Origin of the sequence: Nocardioides aestuarii, from assembly GCF_039527245.1 — a bacterium.
GTDB classification, from domain to species: Bacteria; Actinomycetota; Actinomycetes; order Propionibacteriales; family Nocardioidaceae; genus Nocardioides; species Nocardioides aestuarii.
The window spans coordinates 226,036-244,879 of the sequence record NZ_BAAAJT010000003.1 but is presented as its reverse complement, the minus strand read 5'-3'; the positions used below and the strand labels follow the sequence as shown (position 1 = coordinate 244,879).

The following is an 18,844-nucleotide window of genomic DNA, read 5'->3' as shown; positions in this document are numbered from 1 at the left end:
GGTCACTCCTCCCGGTCGGGGCCGTCGGTGTCCTCCGGGCCGCTGAGCCCGGCGAGGAACTGCTCGAACTCGTGACCGATCTCGTCGCCGGTCGGCAGCGGCTGGTCGGAGGCGAGCAGGCTGCTGCCCTCGTTCTCGGCGCGCTCGAACGCGTCGTACTGCTGCTCGAGGGCAGCCACGACGTCGGCGACCTCCTCGTTGGCGGCGAGGTAGCGGGCGACCTCGGCCTCACGGTCCTCGGCCTCGGCGCGGAGCCCGGACAGGTCGACGGTCAGCCAGGCGGCGCGCTCGACGTGCTCGAGCAGGGAGATCGACGCGGCGGGGTACTCCAGCTGCGCGAGGTAGTGGGGGACGTGGGCGACGTAACCCATCGCGTCGTGGCCCCACTCCCCCAGCCGCACCTCGAGCAGCGCCTGGGCGCTGGCCGGGATCCGCAGCTCGCCGCGCCACGGGCTGTCGTCGGGGACGAGCTCGGGGTTGTTGGCGTGGTGGGTGATCGCGATCGGACGGGTGTGGGGCACGGCCATCGGCACCGAGCCGATCGTCACGACGCGCGTGACCCCGAAGCGCTCGACCACCTGGCGCACCGCGCGGGCGAAGCCCTCCCAGCGGTTGTCGGGCTCGGGGCCGTGGAGGATCAGGTAGGGCGTGCCGCCGGTGTCACGCACGAGCCGGACGACCAGGCGTGGCGCCTCGTAGCCGGCGTAGTGGTCGCGCACGAACGACATCGGGGGCCGCCGGGCCCGGTAGTCGTGCAGCTGGTCGACGTCGAAGGTCGCCACCACGCGCGCGTCGGACAGGTCGATGAGGTGCTGGGCCGCGCGGGCGGCCGCGTTGCCGGCGTCGAGGAAGCCGTCGAGGGCCAGCACCATCGGCAGCCGCTCGACCCCCTCGAGCTCCGGGACCTCGTCGACGATGTGCACCAAGGTCGGTTCGCTCGCCACCCGACGATCCTACGAGTAGGTCGCCAGCATCATGCGGGCGGCGTCGTCCAGCAGCCGCTGCTCGTCGACGCCGAGCAGCTGCTCGAGGCGGCGCACCGGGTCGGCGACGCCGTCGAGCTCCTCGACGAGGGTCCAGAGCATCTGTTCGCCCCAGGTCTCGGCGACCGCCTCGCACACCCACCACGCGACGCCGTAGTTGGCCTGCGAGGCAGGGCCGTTGAACGTCTCGCCGTCGGGGAGTGCCGAGAGGCCGCGGCGGGCCGCGGTCAGCGCCTCGGCGGGGACCAGTCGCTCCGAGGTCGGCAGCGTCTGCACGGAGAGGTACTCCGCCAGCCCCTCGCTCAGCCAGACCGGGATCCGGTCGTCGCGCTCGCCGAGGGCCACGTGGACCAGCTCGTGGCGGAGCAGCCGGTCGCGGGAGGCCTCCGGCACGCTGAGGATGCGCGGGTTGAGCACGACGCGCGTGCTGGCGACCTCGGACGCCCCGGCTCCGTCAGGACCGGCGACCACCGGGAAGGCGAGCCCGTCGACCGCCAGCGGGTCGCCGCCCGGGACGCCCTCGAGACCCGACACGAACGCGGGGTCGGAGAGCGCGTAGACCACGACCCGCCCGTCCCAGGCGATCGGCAGCCGTGGCCCGATCGTGGCGACCGCATCGGCGACGGCCGACACCAGCTCGTCGGCCCGGTCGGCGCTGCCCGCGTCGAACATGCCGAGCACCCCGGCCCGCTCGCGCACGACGACCCGCTCGAGGTCCCAGGGCTGCGGCTGGACCCGGTTGCGGCGCTCCCAGGCAGCGTCGGTCATGGACGTGACCCGGAACCGCCGACCGTCGCGCACGAACCGGTAGCGGTCGCGCGTGACGACCGGCATCGCGTCGTAGCCCCGCAACCGGAGCTCGACCCGCACGGTCCCCCACCAGCCGTCGCCGTCGCGGACCAGGCTGGCCGGCTCCAGGGAGAACCCGACGGTGCTCGCGGGCAGCTGCACGACGTTGTCGAACCACCGGTCCTGGCGTGCACGCGAACCCCCCACGCCCCGTCCGTACGCCGCCGCGTCGCCCCGTCGCACCGCGGCCGCCCGGCGGTCGAGCAGGGCGGCGATGCCGCGAGCCGCCTCCGGCGCCACCCGGGTGCCGCTGGCCGCGCCGGTCGCAGCGGGCCCGGCCGGGGCGGGATCGAGGCTGCAGCCGGCCAGCACGAGCACCGTCGTCGCCGCCACGGCGGCGAGCATCGCGGGTCGGTCAGGGCGTGTGCTCGGCATCGACTGGAGAACGACCCTCGACGGGCGCCGTTACGCCGGTCGAGACCTCCTCCACGATGCCGCGGGCGAGCGACTGGGCGTCGAGCCCGATCCGCTCGAGGATGACCGCGCGCTTGGCGTGGTCGAGGAACTCCTGGGGGATGCCGTGGAGCCGGAACGGCGTGGTCACCCGGGCGTCGTTGAGGGCCTGGAGCATCGCGGCCCCGACGCCGCCGACCCGGCCGTTGTCCTCGAGGTGGACGACCAGCCGGTGGTCGCGCGCGAGGTCGACCAGGGCGGGGTCGACGGGCTTGACCCAGCGCGGGTCGACGACCGTGACGCCGATGCCCTGGGCCACGAGCCGCTCGCCGACCTCGATCGCGGTGTGGGCCGTCGAGCCGACCCCGACGACCAGGACGTCCTGGTCGCCCTCGCGGACCAGCACGTCGACACCGCCGACCCGATCGACGGCCTCGACGTCGGCCGGCGGCGGACCCTTCGGGAACCGCACGACCGTGGGCGCGTCGTCGACCTCCACCGCCTCGTTGAGCAGCTCGCGCAGCCGGGCGGCGTCGCGGGGGGCGGCGAGCCGGAGGCCCGGCACGACCTGGAGCACCGACATGTCCCACATGCCGTTGTGGCTGGCGCCGTCGTCGCCGGTGACGCCCGCGCGGTCGAGCACGAAGGTGACGCCGCACCGGTGGAGCGCGCAGTCCATGAGCACTTGGTCGAAGGCCCGGTTGAGGAAGGTCGCGTAGACGGCCACGACTGGGTGGAGCCCGCCCATCGCCATGCCGGCGGCGCTGGTCGCGGCGTGCTGCTCGGCGATGCCGACGTCGAAGGTCCGCTCGGGGAACCGCGCCTCGAAGAGGTGGAGTCCGACGGGGTGCATCATCGCCGCGGTCATCGCGACGACGTCGTCGCGCCGCTCGCCGAGCTCGACGATCTCGTCGGCGAACACGTCGGTCCAGATGCCGCCGGTGGGGTGCTCCTCACCGGACTCGATGTCGAAGGGCCGCGGCGAGTGGAACTGGTCGGCCTCGTGCCGCTCGGCGGCGTCGTAGCCCATGCCCTTGCGGGTCAGGGCGTGGACGATCACCGGGCCGTTGAACCGCTTGGCCTGGGCGAGTGCCTTCTCCATCGCCTGCTCGTCGTGTCCGTCGACCGGCCCGACGTACTTCAGGCCGAGGTCCTCGAAGAGTCCCTGGGGCGCCAGCGCGTCCTTCATCCCCTTCTTGACGGCGTGGAGGACGTCGTAGGTCGCGGGCCCGACGCCCTTGACGGCGTTGAGGCGCTTCTTGACCACGTCGAGCGCCTGCTCGTAGCGGGGGTTGGTGCGCAGCGAGGCAAGGGCGTTGGTGAGGCCGCCGACGGTCGGGGTGTAGGAGCGGCCGTTGTCGTTGACGACGATGACGAGCCGGCTGTCCTTGGCGACCGCGATGTTGTTGAGCGCCTCCCAGGCCATGCCGCCGGTCAGCGCGCCGTCGCCGATCACCGCGACGACGTGGCGGTCGTCGCCGCGCACCCGGTAGGCCTTCGCGAGGCCGTCGGCGTAGGACAGGGCCGTGGAGGCGTGGGAGTTCTCGACGATGTCGTGGTCGGACTCCGTCTGGCTCGGGTAGCCCGACAGGCCACCCTCCTGGCGCAGCTTCTCGAACGCCTCGCGCCGGCCGGTCAGCAGCTTGTGGACGTAGGCCTGGTGCCCGGTGTCGAAGACGACCCGGTCGGTCGGGCTGTCGAAGACGCGGTGGATCGCGAGGGTCAGCTCGACCACGCCGAGGTTGGGTCCGAGGTGGCCGCCGGTGCGCGCGCAGGTGGAGACCAGCAGGTCGCGGATCTCGCTCGCGAGGGCCGTCAGCTGGTCGGGCGTGAGGTCGCGCAGGTCGCGGGGGGACGCGATCGACTCCAGCAGTGCCATGTCGACCGAGCCTACAAGTCGGTGACGGCGATCGCGGCTTCGAGGAGGCTGCCCAGCCAGACCCGCCCCTCGTGCTCGCGCACCCCGGTCACCATGTGGAAGTCGGTCGCGGGGCGGCGTACGTCGCGGACGAGCGCGCCGTCGTCGTCGAAGGCCTGGACGTGGACCACGCGTCTTGGCTGGGGCTGCAGCCGCTCCGGCACGGACGTGGCCGCCACCCGCAGCCACCGCGGGCCACGGTGGAGCAGGCGGACCGCAGCCAGCGCCGGGGAGGCGATCGTGACCCAGACCAGCCCGTCGCTGCCGCGGGCGGTGTTGTCGGGATAGCCGGGCAGGTCGTCGACCAGCAGGTCGGTCGTACCGGCGCGCTCGCCGGCGAGCCAGTGACGCACGACCGTCCGGCCGCCGCTCTCGGCGACCGTGACGAACGACTCGTCGGCGGCCAGCGCCACACCGTTGGCGAACGCCAGCCCCTCCAGCACCACCGCGACGCGGCCGTCGGGGTCGCGGCGCAGCAGCCGGCCAGTGCGGGTGTCGCGCGCGAAGTCCTGGCGCCACTCCTCGATCGGGTGGACCGTGGAGGAGTCGCTGAACCAGATCGTCCCGTCGGCGGCTATCGCGGCGTTGTTGGTGACGAGCAGCCGCGCCCCGTCGACGGAGTCGGTGAGCACGTCGACCCGTCCGGTCGCGGGCTCGACGCGGAGCAGGCCGCGGTGGGCGTCGCAGACGAGCAGCCAGCCCTCGGGGTGGTGCTCGATGCCGAGCGGGCGACCCCCGGTCGCGGCGACGCGATCGATCCGGCGGAGGTCGTGGGAGACCCGCCACACGCTGCCGTCCTCGGTCCCGGTGAAGCAGCAGCCCTCGTCGGGTCCGTGGGTCGCGACGACGACGTCCTCGGCTCCGAACCCGGGGACGGGCACGACCGTCAGGCCCGTCACGGTGCCAGGTCCCGGTAGGCGTCGGAGGCCAGCAGGCCCGGCAGCGCCAGCAGCGCGGAGGCGGTGAGATCGAGGTCGGGCACGGTGGCCGGGTCGACGAAGACGATCTGCCGGCCCTCGTGGCACTCGACGTCGGCGTCGGTGAGGTCGACCCCGGCCACGTAGAGCCGGAACGGGTCGTGGGTCGCGGTGTGCCGGTGGAAGACCGTGAAGTCGCCGTAGGCCGCCAGCGACCCCGGCGGCATCACGATGCCGGTCTCCTCCTCGAGCTCGCGGTAGGCGCCGGGCTCGTAGTCCTCACCGGGCTCGAGGTGGCCGCCGCAGAACCCCCACTTCTCCGGGTCGATCGCCGGGTGCTCGTCGCGCTCCTGGAGCAGGACCCACCCGCGTCGGTCGACCAGGACCACGCTGGCGAAGCGGTTGCCGTCACTCATCCGCTGTAGGGCACCTCGGCCCGCCAGTCGGCCTCGTCCTGGTGGGCAGCGGCGTGGATCGCCGCGGCGACCCGGTCGGGGGTGAAGGCCCCCTCGTCGGACAGCGTGCCGCGGACGGTCACCGACACGGCACGGATGCCGTCGTCCTTCAGGGCCGCGTCGATGCTGAGCACCAGGTTGCGCAGGCCGGCCTTCTGGACCCCGAGCGAGGCGGCGCCGTGCCAGGGCTGGTCGGCCGCCATCGAGCCGGTCGCGGTGATCCGCGCTCCGGCGGACATGTGCGGCCGCGCGGCCTGGAGCGCGCTGAGCAGCGCGCCGACGCCGAGCGTCACGTCGGCCAGCAGTTCGGGCACCGTCAGGGTCAGCGGGTCGCGCTCGCGGAAGGCGCTGGGGTTGAAGTGGAGGACGTCGATCCGGCCGAGCCGCGACCCGAGCTCGTCGACCGCTGCGCGAGCCGCGGTGTCGTCGGTGATGTCGGCGACCACGTGGCCGACCCCGGCGCCGAGCGCCTCGAGGTCGACGGAGAGCTCGCCGAGCGGTTCCTCGTGGACGCCGACGAGACCGACGTCGTAGCCGTCGCGTGCGAAGCGTCGGGCCACCGAGCCGCTGACTCCCGGTCCGGCCCCGACGATGACGATGACCGGTCTGCTCATGGCGCGACGCTAGCGGGTCGGCCTCACAGGCGCGCGACGTAGCGGCGACCGCGCAGGGCGTCCTCGACCAGTCCGACGGAGCGACGGACTCCGAGGAGGCGCGCCTCCTCGAGCAGGAAGGTCTGGACGGCGGCCTCGACGACCGAGAGCTCGGCGACCTGACCCAGGTCGCCACGGGCCTCGCTCAGCCCGCGGCGGCACGCCGCCTGCGCCGACTCGACGTGGAGCACCGCGAACCGGGCCAGGACGACGACGTGGCGCCGGAGACCGTCGTAGCGGCGGTAGTCGGGCGGGCACAGGTCGAGCAACCAGGCGGCGGCCGTGCGCTCCCAGTCGGGCGTGTCGGGCGGGCGCACCTCGCGCGGCCAACCGGGCGGGGCGACGGGGCGGTCCATGCAGGTCATCGTACTCGAACACGTGTTCGATCTCGTGCCAACTTCGGTCCACGAATCACCCACGGGGCGGTGTCGGTCCTTCCCGAACCACCCGGTGTCGCGCCACCATGCTCGGGTGACTCCCGAGGTCGTGGCCGACGAGGAGCTGCCCCCCGACGCCACCAGCGCGTCGCTCGCGCGGCGCCTCGTACGCCGCGCGCTGGCCGCGGCCGAGAACGAGGACGCCCTCGACGCGGCCCAGCTGGCGATCAGCGAGGTGGTCACCAACGCGCTCGTGCACGCCGCTCCCCCGCTGCGGCTCCGGGTGCTGGTCGCCGACCAGTCGCTGCGGGTCGAGCTCAGCGACGGCAGTCCGCGGCTCCCGGCGACGCGCGACTTCGGCGACCAGGCGGCGACGGGACGGGGCCTGCGCCTCGTCGAGGAGCTGGTCTCGCGCTGGGGCTCCCACCCGACCCCTGACGGCAAGGTGGTCTGGTTCGAGATCAGCGACGGCGACCTGCTCGACGGGCTGCTCCCGGACGCCGACGAGGTCGAGACGGTCGAGGCGGCCGACGGCACCGTGGTCTCCATCGAGCTCCACCGGATGCCGCTGCTGATGCACCAGGCCTGGCAGGAGCACGCGGCTGCCCTGCTGCGTGAGGTGATGCTGGTGCGCCTCGACGCCGAGCTGAGCGCGCTCCAGGAGCACGCGGGCGCCAGCGACGCCCTCGGCCTGCTGCTCGACCAGGTCCCGGCGGCCGAGGTCGGCGTCGATCCCGACAGCCTCCTGGCCCACGCGGTCGAGCCCGGCGTCACCGTCGACCAGCTGGTCATCGAGGTGCCTCACGCCTCGTTGCCGAGCTTCGCGGCGCTCGACGTGATGCTCGACGAGGCGCTCGGCCTCGCCGAGAGCGGAGAGCTGCTGTCACCGCCGACGCAGCCCGAGATCCAGGCGATGCGGCTCTGGATCTGCAACCAGGTCCGCACCCAGTCCGCCGGCGGCCGCTCCTCGGCCTGGCCGTCACTGGCGGCCGCGCCCCCGCCGAGGCGGCGCGCGGACGAGCTGGCCTGGGACCCCGTCGAGGTGACGTGGTCCGACCGCGCCCTGGTGGCCGCCGACGACGCGAACCGGATCGTGGCGATCAGCCGGCCCGCGCTGGAGATCCTCGGCCACGACGACGAGGCGCTGCTGGTCGGGCGGCGGCTGGTGTCGATCATCCCCGAGCGGTTCCACCAGGCCCACGTCGCCGGGTTCACCCTCCACCTCGTCAACGGACGCGGGCCGCTGCTGGGCCAGCTGGTGAAGGTGCCCGCGCTGCGGCGCGACGGCCAGGAGGTCGAGGTCGGGATGGTGATCGAGTCGCGGGTGCTGCCCGAGGGCCGCTACCTCTTCGTCGCCGAGCTCTTCGGCTGACGCCCGCCCGTCACTCCCCCAGCTGCTGCCGGACGGACGCGAGCGTCTCCCCACGCAGCCCGACGGCGTCGTGCTCCCAGAAGACGTCGGGATAGACCATCAGGCCCCGCGCGCCACGGTCGTCGAGGACCACGACCTGGAACGCCGGCCACGGGATCCGGGCCGAGGGCCGCTCGAACCCGTGGTCGCGGGGCCGGGCCGAACCCGTGGCGCGCGTAGTAGCCCGGGGCTCCCTCGAGGAAGACGTAGGCCTCGCCGCGCTCGCGGGCGGCGGCGAGCGCCGCCCCGACGAGCGCGCCGCCCGTGCCTGCGCCCTGGTGGTCCGGGCCGACGCTGAGCGGACTCAGCGTCAGCGCCTCGACCAGCCGTTCCTCGTCGTCCACCCAGCACCGCTCGAGCCCGACGTGGCCGACGACCTCACCGTCGTCGACCGCCACCAGCTCCACCTCGACGCGGCCGGCGGCCCGCAGGGCGTCGACCAGGTCGGCGACCTGCTCCTCGCCGAAGGCAGCGGCCACCACGCCGTGGACCGCCACGTGCTCCTCGGGACGAACCGGCCTGATGGTCGTCATCCGGCGAGGAACGAGAGGCGGACCTCGCGCTCGTGGTTGTCGACGTTGAGGTCCACCAGGCAGATGCTCTGCCAGGTCCCGAGGGCGAGCCGGCCGCCGAGCACCGGCACGGTGGCGTACGGCGGCACGAGGGCCGGCATGACGTGGCTGCGGCCGTGGCCGGGGGTCCCGTGGCGGTGACGCCAGCGGTCGTCGGCCGGGAGCAGGTCGGCGAGGGCCGCGAGCAGGTCGTCGTCGGACCCGGCGCCGGTCTCCAGGATCGCGATGCCGGCGGTCGCGTGGGGGACGAAGACGTGGAGCAGCCCGTCGCCCCGTCCCGCGGCGTACGACGCGCAGTCGTTCGTGAGGTCGAGGACGCGGTCGACGTCCCCCGTGCGGTAGGTGCGGGTCTCGGAGTCCACGGACCCGACTCTGCCAGCCTGCTCCGCGCGGTTGTCGATAGGTTCTCGCCCGTGGAGCTGCAGTCGCTGGGATTCCGGACCGAGCTCGCGCTGCTCGAGCGCAGCGGCTCGGAGGTCGTCGACCGGGGCACGCACCTGGTCGTGCGCACGCCCGACAACCCGTCGTTCCACTGGGGCAACTGCCTGGTCCTCCCCGCCGCGCCGGCCGCGGGTGAGGTCGAGGGCTGGGTCGAGGAGCACCGGCGAGAGTTCGGCGCGCCCCACGTCACCCTCGGCATCGACACCACGGATGGCAAGCGCCTCAAGCCGCTGCGGCGGGCGGGGCTGCACGTCGATCTCGTGCAGGCGATGTCGGCCGATGCGGTCGTGCCGCCGCCGCGGCCCGCGTCCGACCTGGTGGCGCGGCGGCTCTCCGGTGACGGTGACTGGGGCCAGCTGGTCGACCTGACACTGGCCGGCGAGGAGGACGACCCCCACGTCACGCGTGAGTTCGTCGAGCGCCGGACCGATGCCTACCGCCACCTCGTCGAGGCCGGTCACGGCCACTGGTGGGGCGCCTTCGTCGACGGCGACCTCGCCTCGAGCCTCGGCGTCTTCCGCGCCGGCGACGGGCTCGCCCGCTTCCAGTCGGTGAAGACCCACCCGGACGCCCGGGGGCGGGGCCTGTGCGGCACCCTCGTCCACCACGCGGGCGTCGACGCGCTGGCCAGCCTCGACGCCGCCACGCTCGTGATGTGCGCCGACCCGTCCTACTCGGCGATCCGCATCTATCGCTCCGTCGGGTTCCGCGACGCCGGGCTCCACGCGGAGGCGACGCTGCGGCCCACCGCCTCCTGACCCTCGACGCCCGGGAGCAAGTCCCTCAACCGCGCCAGGCCGGCGCTGGTCTGGGACTTCACCGTGCCCTCCCCCACACCCAGCAACGCGGCCGTCTCGGCGACGCTGCGGTCCTCGAGGAAGCGCAGCACCACCACCGCGCGCTGGCGCGGGGCGAGCTGCGCCAGGGCGCGCTGGAGGTCGAGCCGGTCGGACCGGTCCTGCTCGAGGACGGGGTCGCGGGACTCGTGGGTCAGGACCTCGCGCCAGCGCCGGCGCCGCCAGCGTGAGACGTTCTCGCGCACCATCACGGTCCGGACGTAGGCGTCCGGCTCGCCCTCGATCCGGTGCCAGTGCGGCACGACCTTGATGAGCGCCTGCTGGACCAGGTCCTCGGCGTCCTGCCGGTGACCGGTGAGCAGGTAGGCCGTGCGCAGCAGGCCGGCCTGCCGGGCGGCGACGTACTCCTCGAAGCCGCGGGGTGCCTCAGCCACGACGCCTCCTGCGGACCAGGAGCACGGCACCGAGCAGGAGCGCCCCGGCGATGGCGGCCTGGAACCAGCCGTCCATCCAGACCCTCGGATCGCCGACGCCCGGCTGGTCGGCGGGGTGGGCGACGGGCCGCGACCACAACCCGCGCGCGTACACCGGGACCATCGTCGACTCGGCACCGAGCCGGAGGCGCTCGACCTCCCCGGTCATGACGTCGACCACGGTCGCACGACGGGGACCGTAGGCACTGACGACGACGTGGGTGTCGTCGCGCCAGCCGAGGACCTGGACCGGTTCGAAGGCCAGCGCCACCTCGGACTCCTGCCCTGCCTCGTCGGTGAGGTAGAGGCGCCACGGCGACGGTGTGCCGCGCTCCTGCTCGGTCCCGACGTAGGCGAGCCTCCGCCCGTCCGGCGCATAGGCCGCGTCGACCAGCTGGTGGGGAAGTCGCAGGCTCGTCCGCTCGCCCGTGTCGGGGTCGGCGACGTGCACGTCGCGCCGGCGGGTCCACACGACGCCGGTCGGCCCGTGGGCCGTGCCCGGGATCCAGTAGTGGCCCGGCCCCTCGACCTCCGCAGGCGCGCCCGACGCCAGCTCCCACGCGACCAGCGAGTCGTCGGTTTCCCCGCTCTCGCCGTCGAGGGCCAGGTTGGTCACCAGGAAGCGACCATCCGCGGTGAACTGGAGGTAGCCCCACCCCTGCTCGACGGACTGGTTCCCGGGGAGCCGGAGCGAGGTCAGCTCACCCGTGCGGACGTCGAGGACGTCCCATCCGAGCTGCCGGCGCCCCTGCATCCGCACCGTCGCCACCAGCGTGCCGTCGTCGGAGAGGGCGACCGACTCGGAATCCACGTTGACCTGCCGGCCCGGCAGGTCGAGGAAGCGAGATCGGCCGTCGACAGCGGAGACGCCGAAGAGCATCAGCCGGTCGCTGTGGCCGATGAGGCCGTCGGGCTGTCGGTGCATGTCAGCCGAGACCGCCGACAGCGGGCCCGGGGTCCGGGTCGGCTCCGACCACGGGTCCGGCGGACGGACATCACGCGGGATCCCGAGGCTGCCGACCTGGCCGGCAGGCTGCGGCGGCGCCGGGGACGGGACGACCGCGACGAGCCCGGCGACCAGCGCCACCACGGCGGCCGTCCCGGCCACGGCCCCGGCCACGCGCAGCCGGTGGCGGCGTACGCCATGGCGCCAGACGGCGTCACCGTGCAGGTCGCCGGTCGGCGCGTGGTCGGCGAGGTCGTGAAGACGCTCGCGCAGGTCGCTGGTCATGTGTTCCTCCTCGGGCTCTCACCCGGGAACACGCACTCAGCCGTGGGATCGGTTGGTGCCCGAGACGAACTCGCCGGAATTGTGCCCCAGGTCGGTTCCCTCCGCGGTGCTGACCGTCAGGACCGGCACGGCGCCGCGGCGGAGCACGAGGGTGATGCCGTCGTCGCGGCGTACGGCGAGCAGTCGCGGTTCGTCGTGGACCACGTCGTAGCCGTCGAGGTCGCGGAGCACGTCGGACCAGGCGGCGAACCCCTCGGCGCCACCCTCGACACCGACGCCGCACGACTCTCGGCTCGCCTCGAGCGGGCCGTAGAGGTGGGTGGGACGCGGAAGCCCGGCGAGGACCTCGTCGATCCGCGGGTCCATGGCCATGTCCCCGCCGCAGCCGATGCGCTCGCTGGCCGCGGCCGCCCGCGCGTCCCGCTGCTCGAGGCCGATCCAGTTCGCCGCCAGCCCCGCGCCGACCAGCAGCACCGCGAGGGTCACCGGTGCGACGAGCATCGTGCGCCGGGAGAGCCCGGGCCAGACCTGCACCGTGATGGCGCCCAGCAGCGCGGGGATCGCCACCGCGCCCGGGAGCAGATCCAGCCCGTAGGCGTACTCGAGCGACAGGCCCCACACCGCTCCGATGCAGATCACGATCGCGCCGAGGGTCAGGACGCCGAGCACGGTGCCGACGACGTAGCGGGCGCGGGTTCCCCTGGTCATGCCCACGAGGGTCCTCCCGACCGTCGGGCGTCCGCCTGCGTCGGCGTACTCAGCCGGGGTGACCCGTCGGGATCAGCCGTCCTGGCCGGCGAGTGCGCTCTCGATCCGCTCGACCTTCGCGGTCAGCTGGCCGTCGTAGCCGGGACGGATGTCGGCCTTGAGGACCAGACCCACCCGCGGCGACACCTCGGCCACCGCGTCGACGGCGGCCTTCACGACCGCCATCACCTCGTCCCACTCCCCCTCGACGTTGGTGAACATCGAGTTGGTCTCGCACGGCAGGCCCGACTCGCGGACCACGCGCACGGCGCGGGCGACGGCCTCGCTGACGCTCCCGGTCTCGTCGGACCCGGTCGGGCTGATGGAGAAGGCGGCGATCATGCCCCGACCGTAGACCGCGCCCCGAGGCCGAGTCGTGGAGTTGTGACACGCGAGTCGCGCAGACGTGACCGCCGAACCCGCACAGATCCGCGACTCGGCGGTCACACACCCACGACTCGACCTGCCTCGTGGCCCTCGAGGTAGGCGGTGACCAGCCCGCCGAGGCTGGGCAGGTGGTAGCCGCCCTCCTGGACGAGGACCGAGGGCAGGCCGAGGCCGCCGAGGATGCGCCCGGCCCGGTGGTAGCCGGCGGCCGTCACCTCGAGCGGGCTCTCCGGGTCGTCGGCGGCGGCGTCGACCCCGAGCGAGACGACCAGCGCGTCGCAGTCGGCGACCCACTCGGCCAGCGCGTGGACGGCCTCGAGCCAGGCGGCGTCCCCGGTGCCCTCCGCGAGCGGGAGGTTGCGGGTGGCTCCCGCGCCGTCGCCGTCCCCGGTCTCGCCGGCGTGGCCGAAGACGTGGGGGAACCACCCCGCGGCCGGATCGACGTGGAGCGAGCCGTAGCGGACGTCGGCGCGCTCCCAGAAGATCGCCTGCGTGCCGTTGCCGTGGTGGGCGTCGACATCGACGACCGCGACCCGGGCGTGGCCGGCGTCGCGCAGCGACTGCGCGGCGAGCGCGGCGTTGTTGACGTAGCACGAGCCGCCGTAGCCGGTCGGCGTCGCGTGGTGGCCCGGCGGCCGCGAGAGCGCGTACGCCGTGGGCGCGCCGTCGGCGACCAGCCGCGCGGCGGTCAGGGCACAGCCGGCCGCCGCCAGGGCTGCCTCCCAGGTCCCCGGCCCGACCAACGTCATCGTGTCGTAGCCGAACTGCCCGGCGAGCCCGTGGAGCGCGGTCGGCGGCGTGGGCGGCATCCCCGAGAGCAGGGCAGGGGTCGGGAAGACGTAGGGCACCACGCGCGACTGTCCGACCAGCTCCTCGTAGGGGCCGTCCGCCCAGCGCGCGGCGGCCGTCCGGAGGAACTCGACGAGCCCCCGGTCGTGGACGGCGTGCAGCGCCTCGGCGGCGTACGGGTCGGCCTCGACGAGCTCGCGGCCCGGACCGACGGCGTCGAGGATCGCGTCGACGCGGGCGGCGACCTCGGTCCCGGGCGTGGGGACGCCGACCCACACCTCGTGGCGCGGCTCGTGGCGGCGGGTGTCGGGCGACCAGACGACGGGGGTGATCGGCATCCGCGCAGCATCCCACCGAAGTCGGGCAGGATGCCCCCATGCCCCGTGTGCGTGACCTCGGTGTCGTCATCGGCACCCTCCCCACCGGCCCCACCAACTCGGTGCTCGACGTCGCCGGCGTCGGCCTCGGCCACGCCACCGTCCACCGCGACGAGCCGGCCCCGCCCGAGGGCCGCGGCACCGCGCGGACCGGTGTGACCACCCTGGTCCTCGCCGAGGACGCCTACCGCCGACCGCTGCCCGCGGGCGGCGCCGTGCTCAACGGCGCCGGCGAGTGCACCGGCTTCCTCGCCGCCGGCGAGTGGGGCGCCACCGAGACGCCGGTCTACCTGACCTCGACCATGCAGCTCGGCCGCGTCTACGACGCGGCGTGCGAGATCGCCCTGGAGCAGCACCCCGAGGTCGCCGACGACGTCGTGATCCCGGTCGTCGCCGAGTGCGACGACTCCTTCCTCAACGACTGCCGGCGGATGCAGGTGACCGCCGACGACGTCCGGGCGTCGTACGCCGCCGCGCTGGCCTCGCGCGGGACGTCCGATCCGCCGGAGGAGGGCGGGGTCGGCGCCGGCACCGGCATGTCCTGCTTCGACTTCAAGGGCGGCATCGGAACCGCCTCGCGCGTGACTCCCGACGGCCACACCGTCGCGGTGCTGCTGCTGACGAACTTCGGGGTCCGGGCCGAGGCGGTGGTGGCGGGCACGCCCCTCGGGCGGCTCCTGGGCACGCCCTCGTCGGGACCCAACGCACCGCAGGGCTCCTGCATCGGCGTCGTGGTGACCGATGCGCCCGTGGACGGTGCGGCCTGCTCGCGCCTGGCCCGGCGGATCGGGCTGGGCCTCGCCCGCGCCGGGTCGGTGGCCCACCACGGCAGCGGTGAGATCTTCCTCGGGATCGGCACCGGCATGCGGCTGGACCGCGACGGTCGCCACGACCGGACGGACCTCGCGTCCGGGCGGGCGCTCGACCCGCTCTTCGCGGCCACGGTCGAAGCCGCCGAGGAGGCGGTGCTGAACTCCATGTTCGGGGCGGTGGACACGGTGGGCCGCGACGGCCACCGCAGCGAGTCGATCCACTCCCCCGCGGTGCTCGACGTCCTGGGGCTGTCGTGAGCGGCGCGGTCGGCTCCGTGGTCGAGGTCCGGGTCCCCGGCGACGGGATCGAGCTCGCGGCGACGCTCTGGCTGCCCGACCCGGCCGCCGGACCGCAGCCGTGCCTGCTGGAGGCGCTGCCCTACCGCAAGGACGACCTCACCTCCTCCTACGCCGAGAGCTATGAGGGACTCCGCGACCGGCACGGCTACGCCGTGTGCCGGGTCGACCTGCGGGGCACCGGTTCGTCCCCCGGAGATGCCACCGACGAGTACCCGCCCGAGGAGCAGCGCGACCTGCAGGCCGTCATCGCCTGGCTGGCCGACCAGGAGTGGTGCGACGGCGAGGTCGGGATGTTCGGGACGTCCTACTCCGGCTTCAACTCGCTCCAGCTGGCCTGCGAGCGGCCGCCGGCGCTGAAGGCGATCTGTGCGATCTACGCGACCGACGACCGCTGGACCGACGACGTCCACTGGCGCGGCGGTGCGCTGCGGTTCATCGACCTCGTCGACTACTGCCACTACATGACCCCCATGAACCTGCTCCCTCCCGTCCCCGCCGTGTGGGGCGAGGGCTGGGAGCAGGAGTGGACCCGGCGGCTCGCGGACCCGCAGCCCTGGCTGTTCCGCTGGCTCGAGGAGTCGGTCCACGGCGACTACTGGAACCACGGCTCGGTCCGCCTCGACGGCACCACCCGCGGCTACGAGCGGATCGAGTGCCCGGTCATGATCGTCGCCGGCTGGGCCGACGGCTATCGCAACAACTCCTTCCGCACGGTCAAGGAGCTGGCCCGCGCGGGCGTCCCCCACCGGCTGCTTGCCGGACCGTGGGCGCACGCCGACGCGACCACCGCCATGCCAGGGCCGCGCGTCGACCTCGAGACCGAGATGGCGGCGTGGTTCGACACCCACCTGCGCCGACGCGGCGACCACGAGGACCGCTGCGAGGTCTTCGTGCGCTCCTCAACGCGACCCGAGCCCGACCTGGACCTCCACGAGGGGACGTGGCTGCGGCTGCCGAGCGTGCCGCCCACGACGCCGGTCCTGCTCCACCTCGCCGCGCCACGCTCGCTCGCCGTCGACCCGTCGGTGGGCACCACCGCGTGGATCGACTGCGCCGGCCACCTCCCGTGGGGCCTCTCGACCGACCAGCGCACCGACGACGTGCGCTCCCTCACGTGGGACGACGAGCCACCGGGCGCGCCGGTCGTCGGACACCCGGTCGCCCGACTCCGGGTCTCCGCGACGGCACCGGCTGCGTCGGTCTCGGTGAAGCTCTGCGACGTGTTCCCCGACGGCACCTCCGCCCTCGTCTCGCGCGGCTCCCTCGACCTCACGTTCCGTGACTCGGTCCACGGCACCCCGTCCCCGCTGGAGCCCGGCGTCGAGTACGACGTCGAGGTGCCGCTCGACGCCTGTGCCTATGCCTGGGCACCAGGACAGCGGCTGCGGGTCTCCGTTGCCGGGGCCGACTGGCCCAACACCGTCGCCCCGCCCGCGCCGGTCTCGATCACGATCCATGCCGCCTCGGTCGAGCTGCCGGTGCTGGAGGGCTCCTGGCCCGACCCAGGTCTCGCCCCCGGCGACGCCCACTCCACCGAGTCCGCCGAGGGTGTGCGGTGGTCGGTGACCGACGACGTGCTGCGGCGACGCACGACGGCCACCACCCTCACCGAGTCCGAGTACGACGCGCCGTACGGCGGGCGGGTGCTGGAGAGCTATGCCGGCGAGGTGACCGTCGACCGGGTGAGCTTCCTCCAGACCGCGACGGCCACCACGGTCTTCCGCCTCACGTGGCCGGAGGCCACGTGCGAGGTCCGGGCCGACCTCGACCTCAGCGTCAGCGCCGACGGCGTCGAGGCGCACGTCGAGACCGTCGCCCTGCGTGACGGCGTGGAGCTCGACCGCTGGTCGACGACGCGGACGTTCGGGGGCCAGTCCGCCGGCGCTTCCCCCGCCCCACCCCCGAGCTGAACGAGCACCGTCCTGCCTTCCGCCGGCGACACGCCGATCGAGACCGGCCGACCGCAGGATGCTCAGCCGACGAGCCGCTCCAGCAGGTGCTCGAGCTGGCGCGGCGGGTCGGTCGTGAGGCCGCCGTGCACCGGGCCCGGCTGGATCACCGTGCTGCGCGGCGCACGCAGGAACCCGAACCGCTGCCCCAGCGGCGCCTCGGCCGCGTCGCCGGCCGCGGGATCGGCCGCGCAGACCGCGCCGACGAAGGCCAGGCCGGCGTGGACCTGAGCGAGGTCGACGCGCGGGTCGAGGGCACGCAGCCGCTCCTCGTCGACGTGGCAGGCGACGTCGAGGAAGCCCTGCTCCTCGCAGTAGACGACGACGCCCACGTTGAGGAACTCCTCGCGGTCGGGCCGCGGCACGCACCGCAGCACGACGTACTGGTAGGCCAGGCGGGTCACGACCCACCTCCGGGGAGCCACGCGGTCGAGCCGAGGCGCGCGGTGAGGAAGTCGACGTACGCCGCGCGCAGGGCGTCGGGCGACTCGACGCCGGGCACCGGCTCGAGCCACACGTCGGGCACGTCGGCGAGCACCTCGACCATGACGTCCGGGGTGAGCTGCTCCCGGGCACGCGCGTCGACCTCGGCCAGGTCGCCCGCGTGGCGGCGCAGGACGTGGTCGGAGGCGTCCCACGGCTGGGCGGCGAAGCGTGCGGGGTCACCGATGCCACCGGACCATCCGTGGTGGAAGTAGAGCGAGGCGCCGTGGTCGATCAGCCAGAGGTCGCCGTGCCAGACCAGCAGGTTCGGGTTGCGCCAGCTGCGGTCGACGTTGGCGGTGAACGCGTCGAGCCACAGCACGGAGGCAGCCTCGCCGGCCGGCGGGGGGTGGGTGCCGTCGTAGCCGAAGGCACCGGGCAGGAAGTCGATCCCGAGGTTCGGCCCCGTGCTGGCCTTCAGCAGGTCCTGGACCTCCTCGTCCGCCTCGTAGCGAGCGATCTCCGGGTCGAGGTCGAGCTGCACCAGCCGCGGCGTCCGCAGCCCGAGTCGTCGCGCCAGGCCCGCCACGACGACCTCCGCGACCAGGACGCGCACACCCTGACCGGCGCCGCGGAACTTGCAGACGTAGGTGCCGAGGTCCTCTCCCTCGACGACCCCCGGGAGCGACCCGCCCTCCCGCAACGGAAGGACGTAGCGGGTGACGGCGACGGTCTCGATCACGCCGGCGGCACCTCGTCGGCGAGCCGCTGCTTCTCGGCGTCGATGTCGAAGTCGGCCGTGGGCCACTGCGGGTTCATGCCGCGCAGGGCGTCTCGGAGGAGCCGGCCGACGGCGAGGTTGCGATACCACTTCCGGTCGGCGGGCACGACGTGCCAGGGCGCGATCTCGGTGTTGGTGCGTTCGAGCATCGTCTCGTACGCCGCGCGGTAGTCGCCCCAGTGTCCGCGCTCGTCGATGTCGCCCGGGTTGAACTTCCAGTACTTGGTCGGGTCGTCGAGCCGCGCCAGCAAGCGCTCCTTCTGCGTGTCGGGACTGATGTGGAGCATGCACTTGAGCACGACCGTGCCGTCGGCGGCCAGCTCCTTCTCGAACTCGTTGATCTGCTCGTAGCGGCTCTCGACCGTGCGCGGGTCGACCCAGTCGTGCACCCTCACGATGAGGACGTCCTCGTAGTGGGAGCGGTCGAACACCCCGACGTAGCCGGCCTCGGGGAGCTTGCGCTTGACCCGCCAGAGGAAGTGGTGCTGCTTCTCCTCCTCGGTGGGCGCCTTGAAGCTGTGGATGCGGACGCCCTGGGGGTCGATCAGGCCCACGGTGTGGCGCAGCACCCCACCCTTGCCGGAGGTGTCCATCCCCTGGAGGACCAGGAGCAGCCGACGGTGGGACCCGGACCGGCCCTCGGCGAACAGCCGTTCCTGGAGGTCGGAGAGCTCGTCGCCGAGCTCGGCCAGCGCCTCCTTGCCGTCCGCCTTGTCGCCGTCGAAGTCCGGGGTCGCGTCGGTGGGGATCGTCGTCAGGTCGACAGGGCCGGGCGGCAGTCGGAGCAGGCTCATGGAGCCCATCATGTC

At 73.9% G+C, this 18,844-nt stretch carries 21 protein-coding genes; 4 read left to right on the top strand and 17 right to left on the bottom strand.

Annotated elements, in window-relative coordinates; genetic code table 11:
• Positions 1-2 precede the first annotated feature (2 nt).
• The 7 genes from ABD091_RS18735 to ABD091_RS18705 are packed head-to-tail and all read right to left on the bottom strand — an operon-like array spanning position 3 to position 6,524.
• Complete coding sequence (locus tag ABD091_RS18735) at positions 3-944, bottom strand: proteasome assembly chaperone family protein (protein WP_343921476.1); 942 nt, start codon at positions 942-944, stop codon at positions 3-5.
• A 9-nt stretch (positions 945-953) separates the two neighbouring features.
• On the bottom strand, positions 954-2,207 hold the full coding sequence (locus tag ABD091_RS18730; RefSeq protein ID WP_343921474.1) for a hypothetical protein: 1,254 nt from the start codon (positions 2,205-2,207) through the stop codon (positions 954-956).
• On the bottom strand, positions 2,188-4,104 hold the full coding sequence (dxs, locus tag ABD091_RS18725; RefSeq protein WP_343921472.1) for a 1-deoxy-D-xylulose-5-phosphate synthase: 1,917 nt from the start codon (positions 4,102-4,104) through the stop codon (positions 2,188-2,190). Before dxs ends, ABD091_RS18730 begins: the two co-directional genes overlap by 20 nt.
• A gap of 11 nt (positions 4,105-4,115) precedes the next feature.
• Entirely contained in the window at positions 4,116-5,042 is a 927-nt protein-coding gene (locus tag ABD091_RS18720; protein ID WP_343921470.1) for an SMP-30/gluconolactonase/LRE family protein, read from the bottom strand.
• Positions 5,039-5,476 (bottom strand): NUDIX domain-containing protein, encoded by a 438-nt coding sequence (locus ABD091_RS18715; RefSeq protein ID WP_343921468.1) that lies wholly within the window; start codon positions 5,474-5,476, stop codon positions 5,039-5,041. Before ABD091_RS18715 ends, ABD091_RS18720 begins: the two co-directional genes overlap by 4 nt.
• On the bottom strand, positions 5,473-6,129 hold the full coding sequence (locus ABD091_RS18710) for an SDR family oxidoreductase (protein WP_343921466.1): 657 nt from the start codon (positions 6,127-6,129) through the stop codon (positions 5,473-5,475). Before ABD091_RS18710 ends, ABD091_RS18715 begins: the two co-directional genes overlap by 4 nt.
• A 23-nt stretch (positions 6,130-6,152) precedes the next feature.
• Complete coding sequence (locus ABD091_RS18705; protein ID WP_343921464.1) at positions 6,153-6,524, bottom strand: hypothetical protein; 372 nt, start codon at positions 6,522-6,524, stop codon at positions 6,153-6,155.
• A 115-nt stretch (positions 6,525-6,639) separates the two neighbouring features.
• Between ABD091_RS18705 and ABD091_RS18700 the strand changes: the two genes are divergently transcribed.
• Positions 6,640-7,917 (top strand): ATP-binding protein, encoded by a 1,278-nt coding sequence (locus ABD091_RS18700; RefSeq protein WP_343921461.1) that lies wholly within the window; start codon positions 6,640-6,642, stop codon positions 7,915-7,917.
• Here the strand turns inward: ABD091_RS18700 and ABD091_RS18695 are convergent.
• Together ABD091_RS18695 and ABD091_RS18690 are read right to left on the bottom strand one after the other, a co-directional pair.
• Positions 7,887-8,489, bottom strand: coding sequence for a GNAT family N-acetyltransferase (locus ABD091_RS18695; RefSeq protein WP_343921459.1), 603 nt, complete (start codon positions 8,487-8,489; stop codon positions 7,887-7,889). The genes ABD091_RS18700 and ABD091_RS18695 overlap by 31 nt on opposite strands.
• Positions 8,486-8,890 (bottom strand): YjbQ family protein, encoded by a 405-nt coding sequence (locus tag ABD091_RS18690; protein WP_343921457.1) that lies wholly within the window; start codon positions 8,888-8,890, stop codon positions 8,486-8,488. The genes ABD091_RS18695 and ABD091_RS18690 overlap by 4 nt, the downstream gene beginning before the upstream one ends.
• A gap of 51 nt (positions 8,891-8,941) precedes the next feature.
• On the opposite strand from ABD091_RS18690, the gene ABD091_RS18685 reads away from it, so the two are divergent.
• Positions 8,942-9,727, top strand: a complete 786-nt coding sequence (locus tag ABD091_RS18685; RefSeq protein WP_343921455.1) for a GNAT family N-acetyltransferase — start codon at positions 8,942-8,944, stop codon at positions 9,725-9,727.
• Here ABD091_RS18685 and ABD091_RS18680 read toward each other — a convergent pair.
• The 5 genes from ABD091_RS18680 to ABD091_RS18660 all read right to left on the bottom strand — a co-directional run bounded on the left by ABD091_RS18680 (position 9,658) and on the right by ABD091_RS18660 (position 13,731).
• On the bottom strand, positions 9,658-10,200 hold the full coding sequence (locus ABD091_RS18680; RefSeq protein WP_343921453.1) for a SigE family RNA polymerase sigma factor: 543 nt from the start codon (positions 10,198-10,200) through the stop codon (positions 9,658-9,660). The two genes, ABD091_RS18685 and ABD091_RS18680, sit on opposite strands and share 70 nt — an antisense overlap.
• Positions 10,193-11,470: a WD40 repeat domain-containing protein gene (locus tag ABD091_RS18675; RefSeq protein WP_343921451.1), complete on the bottom strand. Its 1,278-nt coding sequence runs from the start codon at positions 11,468-11,470 to the stop codon at positions 10,193-10,195. Before ABD091_RS18675 ends, ABD091_RS18680 begins: the two co-directional genes overlap by 8 nt.
• Positions 11,471-11,506: 36 nt before the next feature.
• Positions 11,507-12,178 carry a hypothetical protein gene (locus ABD091_RS18670; protein ID WP_343921449.1) on the bottom strand — a complete coding sequence of 224 codons (672 nt, stop codon included), beginning with the start codon at positions 12,176-12,178 and terminating at the stop codon, positions 11,507-11,509.
• A 72-nt stretch (positions 12,179-12,250) separates the two neighbouring features.
• On the bottom strand, positions 12,251-12,559 hold the full coding sequence (locus tag ABD091_RS18665) for an MTH1187 family thiamine-binding protein (RefSeq protein ID WP_343921447.1): 309 nt from the start codon (positions 12,557-12,559) through the stop codon (positions 12,251-12,253).
• Positions 12,560-12,660: 101 nt separating this feature from the next.
• Positions 12,661-13,731 carry a histone deacetylase family protein gene (locus ABD091_RS18660; RefSeq protein ID WP_343921445.1) on the bottom strand — a complete coding sequence of 357 codons (1,071 nt, stop codon included), beginning with the start codon at positions 13,729-13,731 and terminating at the stop codon, positions 12,661-12,663.
• Positions 13,732-13,769: 38 nt separating this feature from the next.
• Between ABD091_RS18660 and ABD091_RS18655 the strand changes: the two genes are divergently transcribed.
• Positions 13,770-14,840, top strand: coding sequence for a P1 family peptidase (locus ABD091_RS18655; protein WP_343921443.1), 1,071 nt, complete (start codon positions 13,770-13,772; stop codon positions 14,838-14,840).
• A complete protein-coding gene (locus tag ABD091_RS18650) occupies positions 14,837-16,792 on the top strand; it encodes a CocE/NonD family hydrolase (RefSeq protein WP_343921441.1) in 1,956 nt (651 codons plus the stop codon). The genes ABD091_RS18655 and ABD091_RS18650 overlap by 4 nt, the downstream gene beginning before the upstream one ends.
• 62 nt (positions 16,793-16,854) lie before the next feature.
• Here the strand turns inward: ABD091_RS18650 and ABD091_RS18645 are convergent, their stop codons facing one another.
• Genes ABD091_RS18645 through ABD091_RS18635 form a run of 3 tightly spaced genes read right to left on the bottom strand, consistent with a single transcriptional unit; the run spans position 16,855 to position 18,838 of the window.
• On the bottom strand, positions 16,855-17,256 hold the full coding sequence (locus ABD091_RS18645) for a DUF3037 domain-containing protein (RefSeq protein ID WP_343921439.1): 402 nt from the start codon (positions 17,254-17,256) through the stop codon (positions 16,855-16,857).
• Positions 17,232-17,996 carry a HipA family kinase gene (locus tag ABD091_RS18640; protein ID WP_343921437.1) on the bottom strand — a complete coding sequence of 255 codons (765 nt, stop codon included), beginning with the start codon at positions 17,994-17,996 and terminating at the stop codon, positions 17,232-17,234. Before ABD091_RS18640 ends, ABD091_RS18645 begins: the two co-directional genes overlap by 25 nt.
• On the bottom strand, positions 17,993-18,838 hold the full coding sequence (locus ABD091_RS18635; protein WP_343921839.1) for a polyphosphate kinase 2 family protein: 846 nt from the start codon (positions 18,836-18,838) through the stop codon (positions 17,993-17,995). The genes ABD091_RS18640 and ABD091_RS18635 overlap by 4 nt, the downstream gene beginning before the upstream one ends.
• Positions 18,839-18,844: the final 6 nt, after the last annotated feature.